General features: G+C 74.7%; 20 protein-coding genes. 10 read left to right on the top strand and 10 right to left on the bottom strand.

Going from position 1 to position 18,123, the window contains the following annotated elements:
- Positions 1-68: 68 nt before the first annotated feature.
- Positions 69-851: a hypothetical protein gene (locus tag ACGFX4_RS13635; RefSeq protein ID WP_393072894.1), complete on the top strand. Its 783-nt coding sequence runs from the start codon at positions 69-71 to the stop codon at positions 849-851.
- Here the strand turns inward: ACGFX4_RS13635 and ACGFX4_RS13630 are convergent.
- The gene (locus ACGFX4_RS13630; RefSeq protein ID WP_393072892.1) at positions 848-2,542 is read right to left on the bottom strand and encodes a purine-cytosine permease family protein; all 1,695 of its coding nucleotides are present in this window, start codon (positions 2,540-2,542) and stop codon (positions 848-850) included. The genes ACGFX4_RS13635 and ACGFX4_RS13630 overlap by 4 nt on opposite strands.
- Positions 2,543-2,710: 168 nt before the next feature.
- Here ACGFX4_RS13630 and ACGFX4_RS13625 point away from each other — a divergent pair, with 168 nt between their 5' ends.
- The gene (locus ACGFX4_RS13625) at positions 2,711-3,457 is read left to right on the top strand and encodes a DUF6159 family protein (RefSeq protein ID WP_393072891.1); all 747 of its coding nucleotides are present in this window, start codon (positions 2,711-2,713) and stop codon (positions 3,455-3,457) included.
- On the opposite strand, the gene ACGFX4_RS13620 is transcribed toward ACGFX4_RS13625, so the two are convergent.
- The gene (locus ACGFX4_RS13620; RefSeq protein WP_393072889.1) at positions 3,433-4,233 is read right to left on the bottom strand and encodes a TIGR03084 family metal-binding protein; all 801 of its coding nucleotides are present in this window, start codon (positions 4,231-4,233) and stop codon (positions 3,433-3,435) included. The two genes, ACGFX4_RS13625 and ACGFX4_RS13620, sit on opposite strands and share 25 nt — an antisense overlap.
- 114 nt (positions 4,234-4,347) lie before the next feature.
- Between ACGFX4_RS13620 and ACGFX4_RS13615 the strand changes: the two genes are divergently transcribed.
- On the top strand, positions 4,348-5,070 hold the full coding sequence (locus ACGFX4_RS13615) for a LuxR C-terminal-related transcriptional regulator (RefSeq protein WP_393072887.1): 723 nt from the start codon (positions 4,348-4,350) through the stop codon (positions 5,068-5,070).
- On the opposite strand, the gene ACGFX4_RS13610 is transcribed toward ACGFX4_RS13615, so the two are convergent.
- The gene (locus ACGFX4_RS13610; protein ID WP_393072885.1) at positions 5,063-6,595 is read right to left on the bottom strand and encodes an AMP-binding protein; all 1,533 of its coding nucleotides are present in this window, start codon (positions 6,593-6,595) and stop codon (positions 5,063-5,065) included. The genes ACGFX4_RS13615 and ACGFX4_RS13610 overlap by 8 nt on opposite strands.
- 148 nt (positions 6,596-6,743) lie before the next feature.
- Between ACGFX4_RS13610 and ACGFX4_RS13605 the strand changes: the two genes are divergently transcribed.
- Complete coding sequence (locus ACGFX4_RS13605) at positions 6,744-7,370, top strand: NAD(P)-dependent oxidoreductase (protein ID WP_393072883.1); 627 nt, start codon at positions 6,744-6,746, stop codon at positions 7,368-7,370.
- A 32-nt stretch (positions 7,371-7,402) separates the two neighbouring features.
- Here ACGFX4_RS13605 and ACGFX4_RS13600 read toward each other — a convergent pair whose 3' ends face one another.
- Positions 7,403-8,188 carry a dioxygenase gene (locus ACGFX4_RS13600; RefSeq protein ID WP_393072881.1) on the bottom strand — a complete coding sequence of 262 codons (786 nt, stop codon included), beginning with the start codon at positions 8,186-8,188 and terminating at the stop codon, positions 7,403-7,405.
- An 88-nt stretch (positions 8,189-8,276) separates the two neighbouring features.
- Here ACGFX4_RS13600 and ACGFX4_RS13595 point away from each other — a divergent pair, with 88 nt between their 5' ends.
- Positions 8,277-8,741 (top strand): MarR family winged helix-turn-helix transcriptional regulator, encoded by a 465-nt coding sequence (locus ACGFX4_RS13595; RefSeq protein ID WP_393072879.1) that lies wholly within the window; start codon positions 8,277-8,279, stop codon positions 8,739-8,741.
- 78 nt (positions 8,742-8,819) lie between these two features.
- Here ACGFX4_RS13595 and ACGFX4_RS13590 read toward each other — a convergent pair whose 3' ends face one another.
- Both ACGFX4_RS13590 and ACGFX4_RS13585 read right to left on the bottom strand, forming a co-directional pair.
- On the bottom strand, positions 8,820-9,908 hold the full coding sequence (locus ACGFX4_RS13590) for a WD40/YVTN/BNR-like repeat-containing protein (protein WP_393072877.1): 1,089 nt from the start codon (positions 9,906-9,908) through the stop codon (positions 8,820-8,822).
- A 107-nt stretch (positions 9,909-10,015) separates the two neighbouring features.
- Positions 10,016-11,512: an APC family permease gene (locus ACGFX4_RS13585; protein ID WP_393072875.1), complete on the bottom strand. Its 1,497-nt coding sequence runs from the start codon at positions 11,510-11,512 to the stop codon at positions 10,016-10,018.
- A gap of 138 nt (positions 11,513-11,650) precedes the next feature.
- Here ACGFX4_RS13585 and ACGFX4_RS13580 point away from each other — a divergent pair, with 138 nt between their 5' ends.
- A complete protein-coding gene (locus tag ACGFX4_RS13580) occupies positions 11,651-12,256 on the top strand; it encodes a TetR/AcrR family transcriptional regulator (protein ID WP_393072873.1) in 606 nt (201 codons plus the stop codon).
- 96 nt (positions 12,257-12,352) lie between these two features.
- Here ACGFX4_RS13580 and trxA read toward each other — a convergent pair whose 3' ends face one another.
- A complete protein-coding gene (gene trxA / locus ACGFX4_RS13575) occupies positions 12,353-12,739 on the bottom strand; it encodes a thioredoxin (protein ID WP_345696320.1) in 387 nt (128 codons plus the stop codon).
- 153 nt (positions 12,740-12,892) lie between these two features.
- On the opposite strand from trxA, the gene ACGFX4_RS13570 reads away from it, so the two are divergent.
- The 3 genes from ACGFX4_RS13570 to ACGFX4_RS13560 all read left to right on the top strand — a co-directional run bounded on the left by ACGFX4_RS13570 (position 12,893) and on the right by ACGFX4_RS13560 (position 14,869).
- Positions 12,893-13,462, top strand: coding sequence for a hypothetical protein (locus tag ACGFX4_RS13570; protein ID WP_393072871.1), 570 nt, complete (start codon positions 12,893-12,895; stop codon positions 13,460-13,462).
- A gap of 154 nt (positions 13,463-13,616) precedes the next feature.
- On the top strand, positions 13,617-14,198 hold the full coding sequence (locus tag ACGFX4_RS13565) for a sigma-70 family RNA polymerase sigma factor (RefSeq protein WP_393072869.1): 582 nt from the start codon (positions 13,617-13,619) through the stop codon (positions 14,196-14,198).
- Positions 14,195-14,869, top strand: a complete 675-nt coding sequence (locus ACGFX4_RS13560) for a zf-HC2 domain-containing protein (RefSeq protein ID WP_393072867.1) — start codon at positions 14,195-14,197, stop codon at positions 14,867-14,869. Before ACGFX4_RS13565 ends, ACGFX4_RS13560 begins: the two co-directional genes overlap by 4 nt.
- Here ACGFX4_RS13560 and ACGFX4_RS13555 read toward each other — a convergent pair.
- Both ACGFX4_RS13555 and ACGFX4_RS13550 read right to left on the bottom strand, forming a co-directional pair.
- Positions 14,866-15,381: a DUF1990 family protein gene (locus ACGFX4_RS13555; RefSeq protein ID WP_393072865.1), complete on the bottom strand. Its 516-nt coding sequence runs from the start codon at positions 15,379-15,381 to the stop codon at positions 14,866-14,868. The genes ACGFX4_RS13560 and ACGFX4_RS13555 overlap by 4 nt on opposite strands.
- On the bottom strand, positions 15,378-16,220 hold the full coding sequence (locus tag ACGFX4_RS13550) for a YndJ family protein (RefSeq protein WP_393072863.1): 843 nt from the start codon (positions 16,218-16,220) through the stop codon (positions 15,378-15,380). Before ACGFX4_RS13550 ends, ACGFX4_RS13555 begins: the two co-directional genes overlap by 4 nt.
- Before the next feature lie 172 nt (positions 16,221-16,392).
- On the opposite strand from ACGFX4_RS13550, the gene ACGFX4_RS13545 reads away from it, so the two are divergent.
- Complete coding sequence (locus tag ACGFX4_RS13545; RefSeq protein WP_393072861.1) at positions 16,393-16,656, top strand: DUF1876 domain-containing protein; 264 nt, start codon at positions 16,393-16,395, stop codon at positions 16,654-16,656.
- Positions 16,657-16,702: 46 nt separating this feature from the next.
- Here the strand turns inward: ACGFX4_RS13545 and ACGFX4_RS13540 are convergent, their stop codons facing one another.
- Entirely contained in the window at positions 16,703-17,947 is a 1,245-nt protein-coding gene (locus tag ACGFX4_RS13540) for an MFS transporter (RefSeq protein WP_393072859.1), read from the bottom strand.
- Positions 17,948-18,123: the final 176 nt, after the last annotated feature.

Raw genomic sequence — 18,123 nt, 5'->3', positions numbered from 1 at the left:
CGGGCGGCCCGCCCACCCCGGACCTGCCTCGCAGCGGTCGTCCGGGCGTGGCCGCATAGGCTGGCCGGATGGCGAAGAAGCGGGTGCGGCGGTTGGTGGTCGGCGGTGACGCGTACCTGTGGACCGGGCGGATCGGGCATGTCGGGATCGGGATCGGGAGCGGGGCCGAGGTGCGGCGGTGCGTGCACCTGCGGATCCTCGCCGGGCGGCGGGCCGTGCTGCCGGTGGTGATGGTGTCGGCCGGTCCGCCCGGTCCGTGGGGTGCGGCCACCGACTGCTCGTACCCGACGCCGGGCACCGTACGGGCGGTGCTGGAGCTGGCGCTCGCCGAGGGGTGGGATCCGCGGGCACCGGACCCCGGGTTCGCGATGCTGGGGGCGCTCGACGGCTGGGAGTTGTACGCGCCGGAGGACGAGCACCCCCGCTACTGGCTGTACCAGCGGCTGCTCGCCGAGGTCCCGCCGGCGGACGAGCCCGCGCTGCTCGCCCGGATCATGCGCGACCCGGACCCGGCGATGGCCGCCGGAACCCTCACCTGGCAACTGGACTGCCGGGCCGAGGAGTTGCTGGGCGACGCCCAGGCGTTCCACGCCTGGGCGGAGCAACTGGGCCGGATCGGGACGGACTTCCACCGCGCCAAGCTCGCGGAGTGGGAGCTGTTCCGTGCGGTCACCGCCGGCGAGCCGTGGCCCGAGGCGGCGCTGCTCACCGCCTCCGACCGCAGCCAGCGTCAACTCGCCGAGCGGGCGGTCGATCCGGCCGCCCTCGACCTGCTGGCCCGCGAGGGCCGCACCCGCCGCGTCCGCAACCGGGCGGCCGCCCGCCTCGCCGAGTCCCGAAGGCGGAGCTAGGCCTCCCGGACGGCCGGCAGGCCCAGGTCGACCGGCCCGCGGCCGGGGCGGGTGCAGGTGTCGTGGCAGTCGGCGTCCAGGCTGCAGCACAGCGAGCAGATGGTGCCGGCGTGGAACGGGCAGTCGGCGGTGTCGGGGATCTCGTACGAGCCCTCGCAGACCGCGCACTGCCGCGTGTCGGTCGAATCGACCAGGCCCGCTTCGGGGTTGGGGCGGGCGAGGTAGTAGCGGCCCTTGGTGGCCCAGGCGATCAGCGGGCACAGGGCCATGGCGAGGACCAGGGCGATGAACGGGCTGAACGCCTGCGCGTAGGAGCCGAACCAGCCGAAGAACGCGGCGATGGAGACGGCCGCGGCGACGCACATGGCGCCGAACCCGGCCGGGTTGACGGCGTACAGGTGGGCGCGCTTGAACTCGATGTGCCTGGGGCTCAACCCGAGCGGCTTGTTGATGACCAGGTCGGCGGTGACCGCGCCGATCCAGGCGATGGCCACGTTGGAGTAGAAGCCGAGCAGTGTGCCCAGCGCGCTGAACATGTCCAGTTCCATCAGCAGCAGCGCGATGCCGCAGTTGAGGAAGATGTACCAGACCCGTCCGGGGTGGCGGTGGGTGATCCGGGAGAAGAAGTTCGACCAGGAGAGCGAACCGGAGTACGCGTTGGTCGAGTTGATCTTGATCTGGGAGACCACCACGAACAGCCCGGCCACCGGCAGTGCGGCGGCGCCCAGCCAGGGCCGCAGCGACTCCACGTAGGGGGCGATCGGCTCCAGCGCCTTCGCCTCGCCGACCGCGCCGAGCGCGGCGAAGGCGAGCAGGGCGCCGCCGAGCTGCTTCAGCGCGCCGATCACCACCCAGCCGGGCCCGGCGGCCAGTACCGCGAGGTCCCAGCGCCGGGCGTTCGCGGTCGTCCGGGCGGGCATGAACCGCAGGTAGTCGGCCTGTTCGCCGATCTGGGCGATCAGCGACAGGGCCACGCCGGTGCCCAGCCCGAAGCCCATCAGGGTGAAGTCCGAGCCGACCCCGTGGGTGCCGCCGAAGGAGGCGAACTCCCGGTACGAGGACGGCGATTCGACCGCCAGGACGACGAACGGCGCGACCAGGCCGACGATCCACACCGGCTGCGTCCAGGACTGCATCCGGGCGATCCAGGCCATCCCCTTGAAGACGATCGGGATGACGATCAGGGTGGTCAGCAGGTAGCCGACGGGCAGCGGGACGTGCAGCACCTCGTGGAAGGCCTGCGCCATGATCGAGCCCTCGAGGGCGAAGAAGATGAAGGTGAAGCTCGCGTACACCAGCGAGGTCAGCGTCGAGCCGAAGTAGCCGAACCCGGAGCCCCGGGTCAGCAGATCCATGTCGACGCCGTTGGCCGCGCAGGCGCGGGCGATCGGGATGCCGGTCAGGAAGATGACCACGGCGGCGGTGAGGATCGCGGCCAGCGCGTTGGTGAAGCCGTACGACATGACGATGCCCGCGCCGATCGCGTAGTCCGCCAGGTAGGCGATCCCGCCGAGGGCGGTGGAGGCGACTGCCAGCGGCGACCAGCGGCGGAAGGAGTGCGGGGCGTAGCGGAGCGAGTAGTCCTCCAGGCTCTCGTCCGCCGCGGACCTGGCGTACGAGCGCCGCGGCCCCGCGGCAGGGGACGGAACCGGGGCGGGGGAGTGCGCGGGCGGGCTGCTGATCTCGGTCATCGCCGCTCCAGGGAGTCGGGTGCAGGTGACCGGAGGTTAGGGACGCGGTGTGAAGCCCGCGGTGCCCGCGCCGTTTCGCGCGGGTAACCCCTCGGTGCGGCGGGTGGGGACGGCTGCCGTAGGGTGTGCGCTCACCGATGCCGTGATCATGCAGGAAGTGGGTCGTTCGTGAGTGCCGTCAAGCCTGTCCGGGTGTCCTTCGGGGTGCTGCGGGAGCACCCGTCGCTGGTGGTCTTCCCGCTGCTGCAGGCCGGGGTGCTGGCGGTGGTCGGTTCGGGCGCGGCGCTGCCGGTGCTGCTCCGGGACGGGGCGCCGGACACGCTGTCGGTGGGTGACGCGGCCCTGCTGGGGGCCGGGTACCTGCTGGCGGGCTTCCTGCTCACCGTGTGCAGTGCGGCGATGGTGTGCGCGGTGGCCGCCGCACTGCGGGGCGAGCCGGTCCGGGTGGCGGGGGCCTTCCGGCAGGCCGCGGGGCAGTGGCGGCGGCTGCTGGCGTGGAGCCTGCTGAGCGCCACGGTCCTGATGCTGCTGCGGCAGTTGAACCGGGTTCCGGTGGTGGGCTGGCTGCTGGAGGAGCTGTTCGAGGCGGGCTGGAGCGTGGCCACGTACCTGGCGCTGCCAGCCATGGTGATCGACGGCCTGGGCGTGGTCGAGAGCACCCGCCGGTCGGCCCGGATGCTCAGGACGACGTTCTCGCGTCAGGTCTACGGCTCGGTCTGGATAGCCGTGCCTGTGCTCCTCTCGGCGCTGATCGGGTTCGTGGCCTTCATGCTCGGGGTGGAGTCGAACAGCCTCGCCCCGGCGGTCGCCGCCGGGGTGTTCGCGGCACTGCTGCTGGTGGCCGCGCTGCTCGCGGCGGCCACTGTCTCCGGGATCTTCCGGACGGTCCTCTACCGGGACGCGTCGGTCGCCTGAGGCTTGCGGCCGGCGCCGGGCGGGCCGGCGAAGGCCTGGGCGATGGGGAGCCAGGTCTGGGCGGTGGGGCCGGTGGCGGTGAGGGCGAGGTCGTCGCGGTGGCGGCGCTGGGTGGCGAGGAGGCAGAAGTCGAGGGCGGAGCCGGTGACCCGGTCGCCCGCGTCGTCGGGGCCCCAGGTCCACAGGTCGCCGCCGGGGGAGCGGAGTTCGACCCGGACGGGGGCCTCGGGGGCGGGCAGGCCGTGGGCGGCGAAGGCGAAGCCGAGGGTGCGCACGGAGAGGTGCGCGATGTGGCGCAGCCGGTCGGTGGGTTCGCGGGTGGCGCCGAGGGCGTCGGCGACGTCCTGGCCGTGGGCCCAGGTCTCCATCAGGCGGGCGGTGGCCATCGAGGGGGCCTTCATCGGCGGCCCGAACCAGGGCAGCCGGGTGTCGGCGGGGACGGCGGCGAGGGCGGCGAGCAGGTCCTCGCGTCCGGTGCGCCAGCGGTCGAGGAGTTCGGCGGGCGGTTCGCCGACGCCTTCGGCGGCGCCGCGGTCGACGGCGCCGAGGCCGTCGGTGAACTCCCGTCCCAGGGCGGCGGCGAAGCCTTCGGGGTCGCGGGCGGCCAGCAGGGACCAGCGGTCGGTCCAGGCGAGGTGGGAGAGCTGGTGGGCGACGGTCCAGCCGGTGGCGGGTGTCGGGGTGGCGAGCCCGGCGGCGTCGAGCGGGTCGACCAGGCGGTCCAGGTCGGCGTTCTCGGCGCGCAGGTCGTCGAGCAGGGCGGTCAGGTCTGCCACGGTGGTTCGTCCTCTCCGGAAGGTCGCACGCCATTCCTACCAGTCGGGAACACCGGTGAGTAGGGTGCGCGGGAATGCTGGTGGGGGCGGCTGTCGCGTGTGAGAATCGGCGCCGTGACCGGGGCGTACGGCATCTCTTCCGCGGCGGCCGCGCTCGATGGCGAGGCGGCCGCGCTGGTCCGGGCTGCGGTGCTGGGCGATCTGGCCCGCCGGGTGGTGGCGGAGTGCGGGGCGGACGTCGGCCTGGTGGGCGTGCCGGACCGGGCGGACCGGCCGGGCCGGATGGTGCTGCGGCACTGGGCGGGTACCCGGGCGGTGCTGCTGCACGACCTGGACGTGCCGATCGGCACCGGTCTGGGCGGCCGTGCGCTGGCCGAGCGGGCGCCCAGCTGGGTGCCGGACTACCGGGCGGCGAGCACCATTTCGCACCACTACGACGCCGCGGTCGCGGCCGACGACCTGTACGCGATGCTGACCGTCCCGCTGGTGCAGGACGGGGCGGTGCACGGGGTGGTGTACGCCTCGATGCGGTCGGTGGTGCCGTTCGGCGACGTGCGGATCGCGTCGGTGGCGCGGCTGGCCGCGACGGCGACCCGGGCGCTGGCCTGGGCCGGCCCGCCGAGACCGGCGGCGGGTCGGCAACCGAGGCTGACACCAAGGGAGTTGGAGGTGGTCCGGTGGGCGGCGACCGGCCGGTCCAACCCGGAGATCGCCGCCCAGCTCGGCCTGACCCGCAACACGGTGACCGGCTACCTGAAGGACGCCATGCACAAGGTCGGCGCCCGCAACCGGACCGAACTGGCCCTGCGGGTGCGGGAGACCGGCCTGGTCAGTTGACCTTGCGGTCGCGGCCGGTCCAGTACGGCTCGCGCAGCCGGAACTTCTGCAGCTTGCCGGTGGCGGTGCGGGCCAGCTCGTTGCGGAACTCCACCGAGGTCGGCGCCTTGTAGCCGGCCAGCCGCTGCTTGCAGTGCGCGATCAGCCCGGCCTCGTCGACAGCGTGGCCCTCGCGGAGCACCACCAGGGCCTTGACGGTCTCGCCCCACTTCTCGTGGGGCACGCCGATCACCGCGACCTCGGCGACCGCCGGGTGGTCGTACAGGCAGTCCTCCACCTCGATCGAGGAGACGTTCTCGCCGCCGCTGATGATGACGTCCTTCTTGCGGTCGGAGATGGTCAGGTAGCCGTCGGTCAGGGTGCCGCCGTCGCCGGTGTGGAACCAGCCGTCGCGCAGTGCCTCGCCGGTCGCGGCGGGCTGGTCCCAGTAGCCCTCCAGCACGGTGTTGGACCGGGCCACCACCTCGCCCTGTCCGTCGACCTTCAGCTCGGTGCCGAGCGCGGGCGCGCCCGCCTGCACCAGCTTCTCGGCCCGTTCGACGGCGGGCAGCGCGTCCCACTCGGCGCGGCCGCGGTTGACGGTGAGCACCGGGGAGGTCTCGGTCAGGCCGTAGATCTGCATGAACTCCCAGCCCAGCTCGGACTCCATCCGCTGCACCATGGAGGTCGGCGGCGGCGCCCCGGCGACGATCATGCGGACCCGGTCCCGGCCGGGGACCGGCCCGTCCCAGTCCGCGGCGGCGTCCAGCACCATGGCGACCACGGCGGGCGCACCGCACAGGAAGGTCACCCCGTGCCGCTCGACCCGGCGCAGGATCTCCGCGCCGTCGACCTTGCGCAGCACCACGTGCTGCGCGCCGAGGCCGGTGAGCGAGAACGGCAGCCCCCAGCCGTTGGCGTGGAACATCGGCAGGGTGTGCAGGTACACGTCCCGGTCGCTCGCGCCGAAGTGCAGGCCCATCAGCACCGCGTTCAGCCACAGGTTGCGGTGGGTCAGCTGAACGCCCTTGGGGCGGGCGGTGGTTCCGCTGGTGTAGTTGACGGTGGCGGTGTCGTTCTCGCCGATCGCGTGCCGCACCGGCTCCCGGTCGAAGTCGTACAGCAGGGCGTCGCTCTCCGCGCCGAGCACGAAGCGGTGCTTCACCGCGACCCCGGCCAGCGCCTCGTCCAGCTCGGGGTCGACCAGCAGCACCGAGGCGCCGGACTGCTCGACGATGTACGCGACCTCCTCGGCACGCAGCCGGAAGTTGACCGGCACCAGGATCCGGCCGTGGCCGCTCACCCCGTACAGCGAGGTCATCAGGCGCGCCGAGTTGTGCGAGACGACGGCGACCCGCTCGCCGGGGCCGACACCGAGCCGGTCCAGCCCGGCGGCCTGCGCCCGGGCCAGTTCGGCCATCCGCCGGTAGCTGACCTCGCCCCAGGAGGCGGCCGGCTGGACGGGCTCGTCGACGATCCCGATCCGGTCGCCGTAGACCTGCTCGGCCCGGTCGAGGAAGTCCATCACGGTGAGTGGAGTCTGCATGCGGTCACTGTGCCCGCCGCACCCCGGCCCCAACACCCCCGATCGGGGGTGCCGCCCGCCGTCCGGGTGACAGGTGCCGCCTCCCGTGCCCGGGCCGCGGTCCGTGGTACCTCTTGGGGCGGGGGCCGAGCGGAGAGGCGGGCTGCGGATGGTGTCGATCGCCGTCGTCGGGGCCAACGGGAACATCGGGCGGTGCCTGGTCACCGAGGCGCTGGCCCGCGGGCACCGGGTCACCGCGGTGGTCCGCGACCCGGACCGCTACCAGGGCCTGGCGATGGAGGTGCTGCCCGGCGACGTGCTGGAGCCCGAGGACGTGGCCCGGGTGGCGGCCGGGCAGGACGCCCTGGTCAGCGCGGTCGGCGGCGGCCGGGTGGTCGCCGACGCGGCCCGCTCGCTGGTCGCGGGCCTGCGCGAACTGGACGACGCCGCACCGCGGTTGCTGGTGGTCGGTGGCGCGGGCAGCCTGCTGGTGGGCCCCGGCGTCCGGGTCTGGGACGACCTCGGCCTGCCCGCCCCGCTGCGCCGGACCATGCACGCGCACGGCGAGGCGCTGGAGTACCTGGAGACCGTCGCCGACCTGGCGTGGACCGTGCTCAGCCCGGCCGAGCTGCTCGAACCGGGCGCGCGCACCGGCCGCTACCGCACCGGCACCGACCACCTGATGGTCGGCGCCGACGGACGCAGCCGGATCACCGTCGCGGACTACGCGGTCGCCCTGGTGGACGAGCTGGAGAACCCGCGCCACCTGGGCGAACGCTTCACCGTCGGGTACTAGGCGAACGCTTCACCGTCGGGTACCGGAGGTCGCTATCCGAGCTGGATCGAGCGCTTGGCGAGGCCCATCCAGAAGCCGTCGATCACGCTGCGCTGCTCGCCGAGGTCGGCCTCGCCCGCGCCGAGGGTGACGAACAGCGGGGCGAAGTGCTCGGTGCGCGGGTGGGCGAGCCGCCCGGCGGGGGCCTTGTGCTCGAAGTCGAGCAGCGCGTCGAGGTCGCGGGCCTCCAGCGCGCGGCGCCCCCAGTCGTCGAACTCGGCCATCACGGAGCTGACCCGGCCCTCCATCGAGAGGGCGCGCAGGTTGTGGGTGAAGAAGCCGCTGCCGACGATCAGGACGCCCTCGTCGCGCAGCGGGGCGAGCTTGCGGCCGATCTCCATCAGCTTCCGCGGGTCGAGGGTGGGCAGCGAGACCTGGAGCACCGGGATGTCGGCGTCCGGGAACATCTCCACCAGCGGGACGTACGCGCCGTGGTCCAGGCCCCGGTCGGGGATGTCCTGGACGGGGGTGCCGGCGCCGCGCAGCAGCTTGCGGACGTCCTCGGCGAGCCGCGGCGCGCCGGGCGCGGCGTACTGCACCTGGTAGTAGTGCTCGGGGAAGCCCCAGAAGTCGTAGACCAGCGGCACGGTGGTGGTGGCGCCGAGGGCGAGCGGCGCCTCCTCCCAGTGGGCGGAGACCATCAGGATCGCCTTGGGGCGCGGCAGGTCGGCGGACCAGGCGGCGAGCTGGCCGGGCCAGACCGGGTCGTCGGCGAGCGGCGGCGCGCCGTGCGAGAGGTAGAGCGCGGGCATGCGCTCGGGGGCGGCGGCGGTGCTCATCGTCTCCTCCGGATGGTTCAAATTTGAACTGACACTGTCGACGGTACACCTGAGTTCGAATTTGAACAACAGGAGTAGAGTGGGGCCCATGACCGAACCCCGCTGGCTCAACGAGAACGAGATGGCCGCCTGGCGCGGGTTCGTCGCCGCCACCAACCTGGTCGCGCGCCACCTGGAGCGGCAGCTCAAGGACGACGCGGGCCTCTCGCACACCCAGTACGAGATCCTGGTCCAGCTCTCCGCCCAGCCCGACGGCTCGCTGCGGATGACCGACCTCGCGGACCGGCTGATCACCTCCAAGAGCGGCCTGACCTACCAGGTCACCCAGTTGGAGAAGGCGGGCCTGGTGGCCCGCCGCTCCTGTCCCAGCGACGTCCGGGGCGTCTTCGCCGAGATCACCGACCAGGGCTGGGAGGCCCTGCGCGAGGCCGCGCCCGGTCACGTCGCCGCCGTCCGCGAGGCGCTGATCGACGTCCTCACCCCCGAGCAGCTCACCGCCCTCGCGGACAGCCTCGGCACGGTCAGCGACCGGCTGCGGGCCAACGACCGCTGAGCGCCGGCGGCCGCTGAGTGCCGGCGACCGACCGCTGCGCCCCGCGCGGGCCGAGGGTCGCCGATCCCCGCCGCGGCCTCAGTCGACCACGGCCGCCCGGACGCACAGCACGTCCGGCAGGTGCGAGGTCAGCAGCGACCAGCTGTCGCCCTCGTCCGCCGAGCCGTACACCTCGCCGTTGCGGTTGCCGAAGTACACGCCGGCCGGCTCCCCGTCGTCGGTGCACAGCGCGTCGCGCAGCACCACGCCGTAGTGGTCCTCGGCGGGCAGGCCGGTGCTCAGCGGCTGCCAGCTGCCGCCCGCGTCGCGGGTGCGGTACACCCGGCAGCGGTGGTCGACCGGCAGCCGGGCGTAGTCGGCCTCCAGCGGGAAGAGGTAGGCGGTGCCGGCGGTCCGCGGGTGGGCGGCCAGGCCGAAGCCGAACGAGGCGGGCAGGTCGTCGGCGATCGAGGTCCAGCTGCGCCCGGCGTCGTCGCTGCGGTAGACCCCGCCGTGGTTCTGCAGGTACAGCCGGTCCGGGTCGCCGCCGTCCACCGCGACCTTGTGCACGCACTGCCCGAACTCCGGGTACTCGTCCGGCAGGAACTCCGCGCGGATCCCGGTGTTGGACGGCGCCCAGCTCGCCCCGCCGTCCGCCGAGCGGTACACCCCGCCGGTGGAGACGGCCACCGTCAGCGCCCGCGGGTCGCGCGGGTCGGTGACGATGGTGTGCATGCCCTGGCCGCCGAACCCGGCGTCCCACTCGGCGCGTTGCGGGTGGTCCCAGAGCGCGTCGACCAGCTCGAAGCTCTCCCCGCCGTCGGCGGAGCGGAACAGCGCGGCGGGCTGGGTGCCCGCGTACACCACGCCCGGCGCCTCCGGCCCGGCCGGGTGCAGCTGCCACACCCGCTCCAGCGAAGTCCCGGTCCGCTCCGGGAACTTGACGGCCGGTCGGGCCGGCTCCCGCCAGTTCGCCCCCAGGTCGTCCGACCACCAGACCGACGGGCCCCAGTGGCTGCTGTCCGCGCCGGCGAGCAGCCGCGTCCGGCCGCCGCGGCGGTCGATGCCCACCGAGTAGACCGCGTTCATCGGGAAGTGCGGCCCGGAGAACTCCCACTTCACCCGGTCGGGGCTGCGCCCCAGGAACAGGCCCTTCTGCGTTCCGACAGCCAACAGCACTTCCGGCATGGCGACTTCCCACCTGGATCGACGGACGGGCCCCCGGCCGCCAGTCTCCTCCCGGCGGCCGGGCGTCGCACGTTACCGCGCCGCACCGACAGCCCCGATTGCGTCGCTCAGACCGTCAGCAGGTCCGCCGCGGCCTGCGGGTCGTTCTCCCGCATCCGCCGCTGCGGCCGCCGGACCAGCAGGTAGGCCACGCCCGCCAGGCCCACCGCGCCGATGCCGAGCAGCGCCGCCCACACCTGGTACCAGGGCGCCCCCGGCGGTGCCAGTACCGCGCGCGGCCAGCAGATGTTGACCACCTCCAGGCCGGTCCACAGCACCGCCAGCACGTTCAGCGGGGTGCCGAGGCGCCCGTACGAGACCTCGCCCGCCGGGCGCCAGGTGCCGCGCAGCCGGGCCGTCAGGGCGGCGACGCAGAGCAGGAAGAACGGCAGGAAGGTGGCGGCCGTGCCGAAGGTGATCAGGCTGCCGATCGCGGTGGACTCCAGGCCCAGCGGCAACGCCGCGCAGCTGATCACGGTGGCGGCGACCAGGCCGCCGATCGGCGCCTGCTGCCGGTTGACCCGGCGGACCTTGTCGGCGAACGGGAACACCCCGTCCCGGGCCAGCGAGTAGAGGCCGCGGGCCGCGCCGCCCTGCGAGGCCATCAGGCAGGCGGTGAAGCTGACCAGCACCACCACCACGAAGGGCTTGGCCGACCAGTCGCCGAACCCGGTGGTGACCGCCGTGGTCACCGGGTCCAGGTCGGTGCCGGCCACCACGGCGGCCGGGTCCGGGTGGGCCAGGGCCACCGACACCGCGTTCAGGATCACCACCGCGCCGACGCTGAGCAGCGCCCAGCGCATCGCCCGGGGCACCTGGCGGGCGGCGTCCCTGGTCTCCTCGGCGGTGGACACGCACGCGTCGAAGCCGATGAACGCCCAGCCGCCGACCGCGACCACCGCCAGGAACGCCGCCGCGCCGCCGGTGCCGTTCGCCGCCGGGGCGTCCAGGGTGTCCAGCAGCAGGCCGAAGCCGTGCTCGCGGAAGAACAGCAGCAGCGCCAGCCCCACCCCGACCGAGGCGACCACCTCCGCGGCGATCCCCAGCGAGACGAACCGGCGCAGCAGGTCGATGCCGTACGCGTTCACCAGGGTGCAGAACAGCATGAAGCCGACCGCGGTGAGCACCAGCTGCGGCGGGGTCGGGACGGCGCCGAACAGTGCGAAGAACCACGGTGCGGCCAGGTACGCCACCGTGGTGTTGGCGAACATCACTGCGAACTGCCACATCCAGCCGGTCAGCCAGGCGAAGGACGGGCCGACCAGCCGGCGGCTCCACTGGTACGCGCCGCCCGCCAGCGGCCACTGCGAGGCCAGCTCGGAGTAGACCCCGACCACCAGCAGCTGCCCCAGCAGGCAGACCGGCAGGGCCCACACCCAGGCGCCGCCGTCCACCGCCATGCCGACCTGGGCCACCGCGTACAGGCCCACCACCGGGGAGACCACGGCGAAGCCCATCGAGATGTTGCCGAGGACGCCGAGGCTGCGGCGCAGTTCCTGCCGGTAGCCGAGGGCGGCCAGCCGGTCGCCGTCGGTTCTGCGGTCAGTGTCGGGAGCGTCGTTCATGCCGGGTCACCTCGCCGTTCCGTTAAAACTAACTTTGTTAGTCCGGGACGGTAGCCGCTCCCGGCCGGAAGCGGAAGACACCGACACCAGGCTGTAACGTGACCCGTCGGGAACACGGGCCACGGAGGGGCGGGAACGGTGGGGCGACCGAGCAGGGCGCTGCTGAGCAGGGAGATCATCGCGGCGGCCGCCCTCGACCTGGTCGACCGCGACGGCCCCGGCGCGCTCACCATGCGCGCCCTCGCCGACCGGCTCGGCGTGAAGGCCGCCTCGCTCTACAACCACGTCGCCGGCAAGGACGAGCTGCTCGACGCGCTCGCCGAACTCGTCAACGCCGAGATCGACCTCACCCCGCTGGACGACCCCGACCGCCGCGCCGGCTTGGCCGCCTACGCCCGCGGCTACCGCGCGGTCTTCCTGCGCCACCCCCACACCATCGCGCTGCTCGCCCGCCGCCGGGTCGAGGCCGGCCGCCAGCTGCTCACCTACGACGCGCTGCTCGCCGCCCTGGTCCGGGCCGGCCTCGACCCGGCCGACGCCGCCGAGACCGCAGCCGCGCTCGACTACCTGGTCCTCGGCTCCGCGCTGGAGACCTTCACCGCCGGCTTCGCCCGCGACGCCGCCGACTACCGCCCCGGCTACCCCGCCCTCGCCGACGCGCTGGAGGCCTCCGCGGCCCGCGGCCCCGGCCTCGACGACCGCGGCTTCGAACTCGCCCTGCGGCTGCTGCTCGCCCGGGTCTGACCGCGCCGCCCGAGAGGCACGGCCGGAACGCGAACGGGCGCCCGGCCGTCGGCGTGCGACGGCGCGGGCGCCCGCGGGGGAGCGGTGCCGGTCGGGCTACTCGGCGGCGGCCGCCGCCTTCTGCTCGGCGACGTTGGCGTGCACCTCGGACATGTCCAGCGCCCGGGCCTGCTTGATCAGGTCCTCCAGGGCCGGCTCCGGCAGCGCGCCGGGCTGCGCGAACACCAGCACGCCCTCGCGGATGATCGCCAGCGTCGGGATCGACCGGATCTCGAACGCCGCCGCCAGCTCCTGCTGCGCCTCGGTGTCCACCTTCGCGAAGGTGATGTCGGTGTGCTTGTCGGAAGCACGCTCGAAGATCGGCCCGAACATCCGGCACGGACCGCACCACGCCGCCCAGAAGTCGATCAGGACGAACCCCTTGCCGTCCTCGCCCTGGACCACCTCGTCGAAGTTGTCCTTGGTCAGCTCGACCGTGCTCATCAGCTTCCACCTGCCCTTCGGGAGTCTGTCCGGTGGCGTCAACGGCACCGGCCGCCAGGCTATTCCGTGCCCCGTTGAACCCCGCCGCCGTCCGGCGCGTACCCCCGGGTGGACGGGTGCACACCGCGCCCGTCGACAGCCCAGGGACGCACCATGACGCGCAGCACTCCCACCCACGCCGTCAAGCTCGCCCGCGTCGCCGCCGGGGTCGCGGCCGTCGCCGCCCTGGCCGCGGGCTGCGGCTCCGGCGGCAGTTACGGCGGCAGCTCCGGCAGCAGCAGCGGCTCCCCGCCCGCCTCGACGGCCCCCGCCCAGCAGCCCGCCCTGACCACCGCCGACACCCCGCTCGGCACCGTGGTCACCGACGGCCAGGGTCACACCCTCTACCGCTTCGACAAGGACACCAACGCCCCGTCCGTGTCGAACTGCACCGGCACCTGCGCCACCACCTGGCCGCCCGCCGCCGGTGGCGCGAACCCGCAGCTCAAGGGCATCGACGCCAAGCTGGTCTCCACGGTCACCCGGGCCGACGGCACCCAGCAGCTCACCCTGGACGGCTGGCCGCTCTACCGGTACGCCGCCGACACCAAGCCCGGCGACACCAAGGGCCAGGGCGTGAACGGCATCTGGTTCGCGGCCACCCCGACCGGCGCCAAGGCCGGCACCGGCACCCAGCCCGCGACCCCGCCGCCCGCGAGCCCCAGCGGCGGCTACGGCTACTGACCCGGAGGGTGCGGCGGGCCCGGAAGGTGAGGCGGGCCCGGAAGGTGCGGCGCGGGCGCCCGCGCCGCACCCCTGTGGTTATCGACCGCGGACGCCCCCGACTTGAGGGGCCCGGCGGGGGAGGCCCCGCTTCCTGTCGACCCGGGAGGAGCAGGTGCGCGAGGATGGCGCCGTGACCGAGCATCCACGCCCGGCCGGTCACCCCGGTCGCGGCGGGCCGCCCGGCGCCGTGCCGGACGAGGAGCTGATGCGGGCGCTGTACCGCGAGCACGCCGGACCGCTCTTCGGCCACGTCCTGCGACTGGTCGCGGGCGACCGGCAGCGCGCCGAGGACGTGGTGCAGGAGACGATGCTGCGCGCCTGGCGCACCATCGACCGCCTGGACACCACCCGCGAGAGCCTGCGCCCCTGGCTGGTGGCGGTCGCCCGGCGGATCGTGATCGACGGCCACCGCCGCCGGCTCGCCCGCCCCCGCGAGGTGGACCCGGCACCGCTCGCCGGCCTCCCCGCCGAGGACGGGCTCGATCGGGTGCTGCGCCTGATGACCGTGGCCGACGCCCTCGGCGACCTCACCGACGCCCACCGCGAGGTGATCGTGGAGACCTACTTCAAGGGCCGGACCGTCGACGAGGCGGCCGACCTGCTCGGCATCCCGCCGGGCACCGTGAAGTCGCGGATCTTCTACGCGCTGCGGGCCCTGCGGCTCGCACTCGAGGAACGAGGGGTGACACCGTGACACCGCGCCCGGAGGACCACCACGACGCGGCCGCGTACGCGCTCGGCGTCCTCTCCCCGGACGACCGCGGACGCTTCGAACGGCACCTCGCCGGCTGCCCGCGCTGCGCCGCCGAACTGGACGGCCTCGCCGCCCTCACCCCGCTGCTGGCCGACCTGGCCGCCGAGTCCGGGCCGGAGCCGCTGCCCGAACCCCGCCCGCAGCTGCTGGACCGGCTGGTCGCCGAGGTGACCGCCGCCCGCCGCAGGGGCCGGATCCGCCGGCTGGCGCTGGCCGCCTGCGCCGCCGTCCTGGTCGTCGGCGGTCCGGCCGCCACCTGGGCGCTCACCCAGCCGACCGCCCAGGTCGCGGTCGCCCAGCAGCAGTTCACCGCCACCGACCCTGGCACCGGCGTCTCGGCCTCGATCGGCGTGGCCCCCCGGGCCTGGGGCAGCGAGGTCACCCTCGCGCTCGGCGGCGCCCGCGGGCCGCTCGCCTGCGAGCTGGTGGCCGTCGCGCCGGACGGCGCCCGGCAGACCGTCACCACCTGGTCGGTCCCGGCCGACGGCTACCGGGACGGGCCGGTGCGCACCACCGGCGGCGCGGCGCTGGGCCCGTCCGGCATCGACCGCTTCGAGGTGCGCACCCTGGACACCGGCCGCCTCCTGGTCGCCGTCCCGGCCCACGGCTAGCGCGCGGCCGCGAGGCGGCGCAGGGTGCGGCCGCAGTGCCGGGCGTACTGGTGCTGGAGGAACGGGACGAGCGGCCCGGCGAGCCGGGTGTACCAGCGGCCGGGGCGGCTGAAGGCGGTCACCGTGAACCACACCTTGCCGTCGGGGGCCAGCTCCACCTGGAACACCTCCTCGCCGCACTCGGGGTGGCCGGCCAGCGTCCCGTACGAGAAGCCGATCCGGTCGCTCTCGTACGCGGTCCACACCACCCGGCACGGTGCGCCGACCCGCAGCGGGCCGACGCCGATCGCGCAGCGGACCGGCAGCCCGACCTCGGCGCGGGCGCCGTCGGTCTCGACGTGGACGCCGGCCTCCCGGTGCATCCGGAAGGTGGTGACGGCCTCCCCGGCCGCCTCCAGCACCTCGCGGCCGTGGCCGATCAGCGCGCGGTGGTGGAGGTGGTTGTAGCCGGCGGGGAGCGGGCCGGGCCGGGTGACGGCGCCGACCTCGGGGTAGTTGTGCGCGGTGTTCATCGGTGGGTCTCCGGTCGGTGGGCGAGACGGCGCCAGGCGAGGACGGCGCACAGGGCGAAGCCGAGTGCGTTGCCCAGGCCGTGGGTGGCGGCCATCCAGGTCAGGGTGGGGTGGGGCAGGTCGGCGGCCTCGCCGGCCGCCCACCACAGGGCGAGCAGCATGGTGGCGGCGAGCACGGCCGAGGAGGTGGCGAGCAGGACGGCGGTGAGCCGGTCGGGCGCGCGGTGGCGCAGGTCGCGCCAGCCGATCAGCCCGACCAGCCACATGCCGGCGGTGAGGACCAGCGCGCCGAGCAGCTCGGCCCAGTCGTCGACGAAGTAGCCGGCGAGGACGAGCAGGGTGCCGGCGGGGACGCTGAGCGCGGCCCAGCGGGCGGCGGCCCGGTCGGGGGCGGCGCGGCAGACCAGTCCGGCGACCAGGGCGGCGGTGAAGCCGGCGAAGTGGAAGTGCGGCACGGTGAGCGCCAGGATGTCGAGGTCGAAGCCGAGCAGCCGGTGGCCGGAGCGTTCGGCGACCAGGGCGAGGCCGGCGACGGACGGCGCGGCGAGCGCGGTGACGGCGGCGAGCTCCCGGCAGAGGTCCGCCGGTCCGGCGGCCCGCCGCAGGGCGGCGGCGCGGCGGAGCGCGAGCACCGCGAGCAGGGCGGTGGCGGCGGCGTAGCAGGCGGCGAGTGCGGTGGCGAGCGGTCCGCGCGGCAGCCAGAGGCAGACCGCGCCGGGTGCGGCGAGCAGCGGCCACCACCGGGCGAGCCGGGCGGCGGGCCCGTCGAGCAGGCCGAGGCCGAGCGGCAGCACGACCAGCATGCCGAGCAGCACGATGAGGTCGACCAGAATGGTCATCGGGGGTCCCCCGTGGTCGAACGTTCCGTTGAACGTGTTCAAATCGAAGCGTCGCCGACTCTACCCCGGCGAATTGAACATGTTCAACATCGGGGTGGGCTGGACCCCGGGCGGGTCGGCGCGCACGCTGGAATGACCGGAACGCCGGACCCGCACCCCGGAGGTGGCGGCCATGCACACGCTCGTCGGATGGCACATCGAGATGGAGTTCCAGGAGGACGGCGACCGGACGAAGGCCGCCGCCATGGTCCGCCTCGCGGACGGCACCGAACTCCGCGCCCACGGCTACAGCACCCGCCACCATGCCGACGCCCCGCAGCTGCGGGTCGGCGAAGAGGTGGCCGGCGCGCGGGCGCTCAACGAACTCGCCATGCAACTGCTGACCAAGGCCCACGGAGAGCTGAAGGGCAGGTCCCCCGACTCCCCGCTGATGTGACCCGCCCCACCGGCTGAGCGGGCCCCCGGCCGTCCGGCGGCCCGGTCTACCCGGCCTCGACGGGCGCGGCGGCCGGAACGGCCGTGCCCGGCCGCCGGGTGCGCTCCGCCCAGCGCGCCGCGGGCGCCATCGCCGCGCCCGCGGCGACGAAGACCCCGCCCAGCACCAGCCAGCCGGGCGGGCCCCAGCCGAGCACCAGCGTGGTCAGCAGCGCCGGGCCGAGCGTCCTCGCCACGGCCACCCCGGTCCCGAAGAAGCCCTGGTACTGGCCCTGCCGGTCGGCCGGGGCCAGACCGAAGCCGATCTCCCACGCACCCGACGCCAGCATCATCTCGCCGAGCACCTGGACCGCGCCCGCCGCCGCCAGCACCCCGGCCGCCGCCCAGCCCGAACCGCCCGCCGCCGAGGCCGCGAACCCCGCACAGGACAGTCCCAGCAGCAGCCCCGCCCGGCGCACGTACCGGCCGGCCGAGCCGACCGACGTCACGCCCCGGGCCACCCGCACCTGGAACGCCACCACGCTCAGCGTGTTCAGCACCAGCAGCGCGGCCGCCGTCCAGTCCGGCGCCGCCGTCCAGCGGACCACCCACAGCGGGAGGACCAGCGACAGCAGCGGCATGTACAGCAGCATCACCGCGTTGATCAGCGCCACCAGCGCGTACGGGCGGTCCCGCAGCACCGCGAGCCTCGGCTCGCCGGGCGAGGGCGGCACCGGCGGGACGGCCGGCAGCCGCAGCAGCAGGACGGCCGCCAGCAGGAAGCTCGCCGCGTCCAGCCCGAAGACCGTCAGGTACCCGGCGCGGGTGTCGACGTGCAGCGCCACGCCGCCCATCGCGGCACCCACCGCGAGGCCCGCGTTCACCGTCGACTGCAGGTACGCCCGGATCTCCGTCCGCCGCTCCGGCTCCACCAGACCCGCCAGCAGCGCCTGCCGGGCCGCCGACAGGCCGGTCTGCACGCAGCCGTACACCACCGCCGCCAGCACGAACCCGGCGAACGAACCCACCGCCAGGAACACCGTCACCGCGACCGCGGTGGCCACCGCGAGCAGCACCGCCGTGCCGCGCGGGCCGCGCCGGTCCGCCAGGTGCCCCAGCGGCACCCCGGCGAACGCGCCCACCGCCCAGCCCACCGTCAGTCCGACACCCACCTGCGACGCCGACAGCCCCACCACCCGGGTGAAGTACAGCGCCGAGGTCACCAGGTACGCGCCGTCGCCCAGTGCGCTCGCCAGCTGTGCCCCGGCCAGCCGCCGCCCCACCCCCGCGGGCGGTATCAGCCTGCTCCCCATCCCGGCCCCCGTCCCGGCCCGCCCCCGGGCCGCAAGTGATCGACGCTCAGCGTAGGCCGTCTCCCACGGGTCACGCCGCGCGTTCGCCGCCGGAGCACGCACGCCTCCGGCTCCCGGCCGGGCGGTGCCCGACGCACGGCCTCCGGCCGGGGGAGCGCCCGCCGGTCCGCCGTGAT

This window comes from Kitasatospora sp. NPDC048365, assembly GCF_043200835.1.
GTDB lineage: Bacteria > Actinomycetota > Actinomycetes > Streptomycetales > Streptomycetaceae > Kitasatospora > Kitasatospora terrestris.
Note: the sequence above shows the minus strand (reverse complement) of the source record. Positions and strands in the feature narration are given on the sequence as shown.

Excerpts from the sequence above, each read along its gene's own strand:
- ACGFX4_RS13635 (WP_393072894.1), top strand. The coding sequence starts at position 69 with ATGGCGAAGAAGCGGGTGCGGCGGTTGGTGGTCGGCGGTGACGCGTAC.
- ACGFX4_RS13630 (WP_393072892.1), bottom strand. The coding sequence starts at position 2,542 with ATGACCGAGATCAGCAGCCCGCCCGCGCACTCCCCCGCCCCGGTTCCG.
- ACGFX4_RS13610 (WP_393072885.1), bottom strand. The coding sequence starts at position 6,595 with ATGCAGACTCCACTCACCGTGATGGACTTCCTCGACCGGGCCGAGCAG.
- ACGFX4_RS13605 (WP_393072883.1), top strand. The coding sequence starts at position 6,744 with ATGGTGTCGATCGCCGTCGTCGGGGCCAACGGGAACATCGGGCGGTGC.
- ACGFX4_RS13600 (WP_393072881.1), bottom strand. The coding sequence starts at position 8,188 with ATGAGCACCGCCGCCGCCCCCGAGCGCATGCCCGCGCTCTACCTCTCG.
- ACGFX4_RS13595 (WP_393072879.1), top strand. The coding sequence starts at position 8,277 with ATGACCGAACCCCGCTGGCTCAACGAGAACGAGATGGCCGCCTGGCGC.
- ACGFX4_RS13590 (WP_393072877.1), bottom strand. The coding sequence starts at position 9,908 with ATGCCGGAAGTGCTGTTGGCTGTCGGAACGCAGAAGGGCCTGTTCCTG.
- ACGFX4_RS13585 (WP_393072875.1), bottom strand. The coding sequence starts at position 11,512 with ATGAACGACGCTCCCGACACTGACCGCAGAACCGACGGCGACCGGCTG.
- trxA (WP_345696320.1), bottom strand. The coding sequence starts at position 12,739 with ATGAGCACGGTCGAGCTGACCAAGGACAACTTCGACGAGGTGGTCCAG.
- ACGFX4_RS13570 (WP_393072871.1), top strand. The coding sequence starts at position 12,893 with ATGACGCGCAGCACTCCCACCCACGCCGTCAAGCTCGCCCGCGTCGCC.
- ACGFX4_RS13555 (WP_393072865.1), bottom strand. The coding sequence starts at position 15,381 with ATGAACACCGCGCACAACTACCCCGAGGTCGGCGCCGTCACCCGGCCC.
- ACGFX4_RS13550 (WP_393072863.1), bottom strand. The coding sequence starts at position 16,220 with ATGACCATTCTGGTCGACCTCATCGTGCTGCTCGGCATGCTGGTCGTG.
- ACGFX4_RS13545 (WP_393072861.1), top strand. The coding sequence starts at position 16,393 with ATGCACACGCTCGTCGGATGGCACATCGAGATGGAGTTCCAGGAGGAC.
- ACGFX4_RS13540 (WP_393072859.1), bottom strand. The coding sequence starts at position 17,947 with ATGGGGAGCAGGCTGATACCGCCCGCGGGGGTGGGGCGGCGGCTGGCC.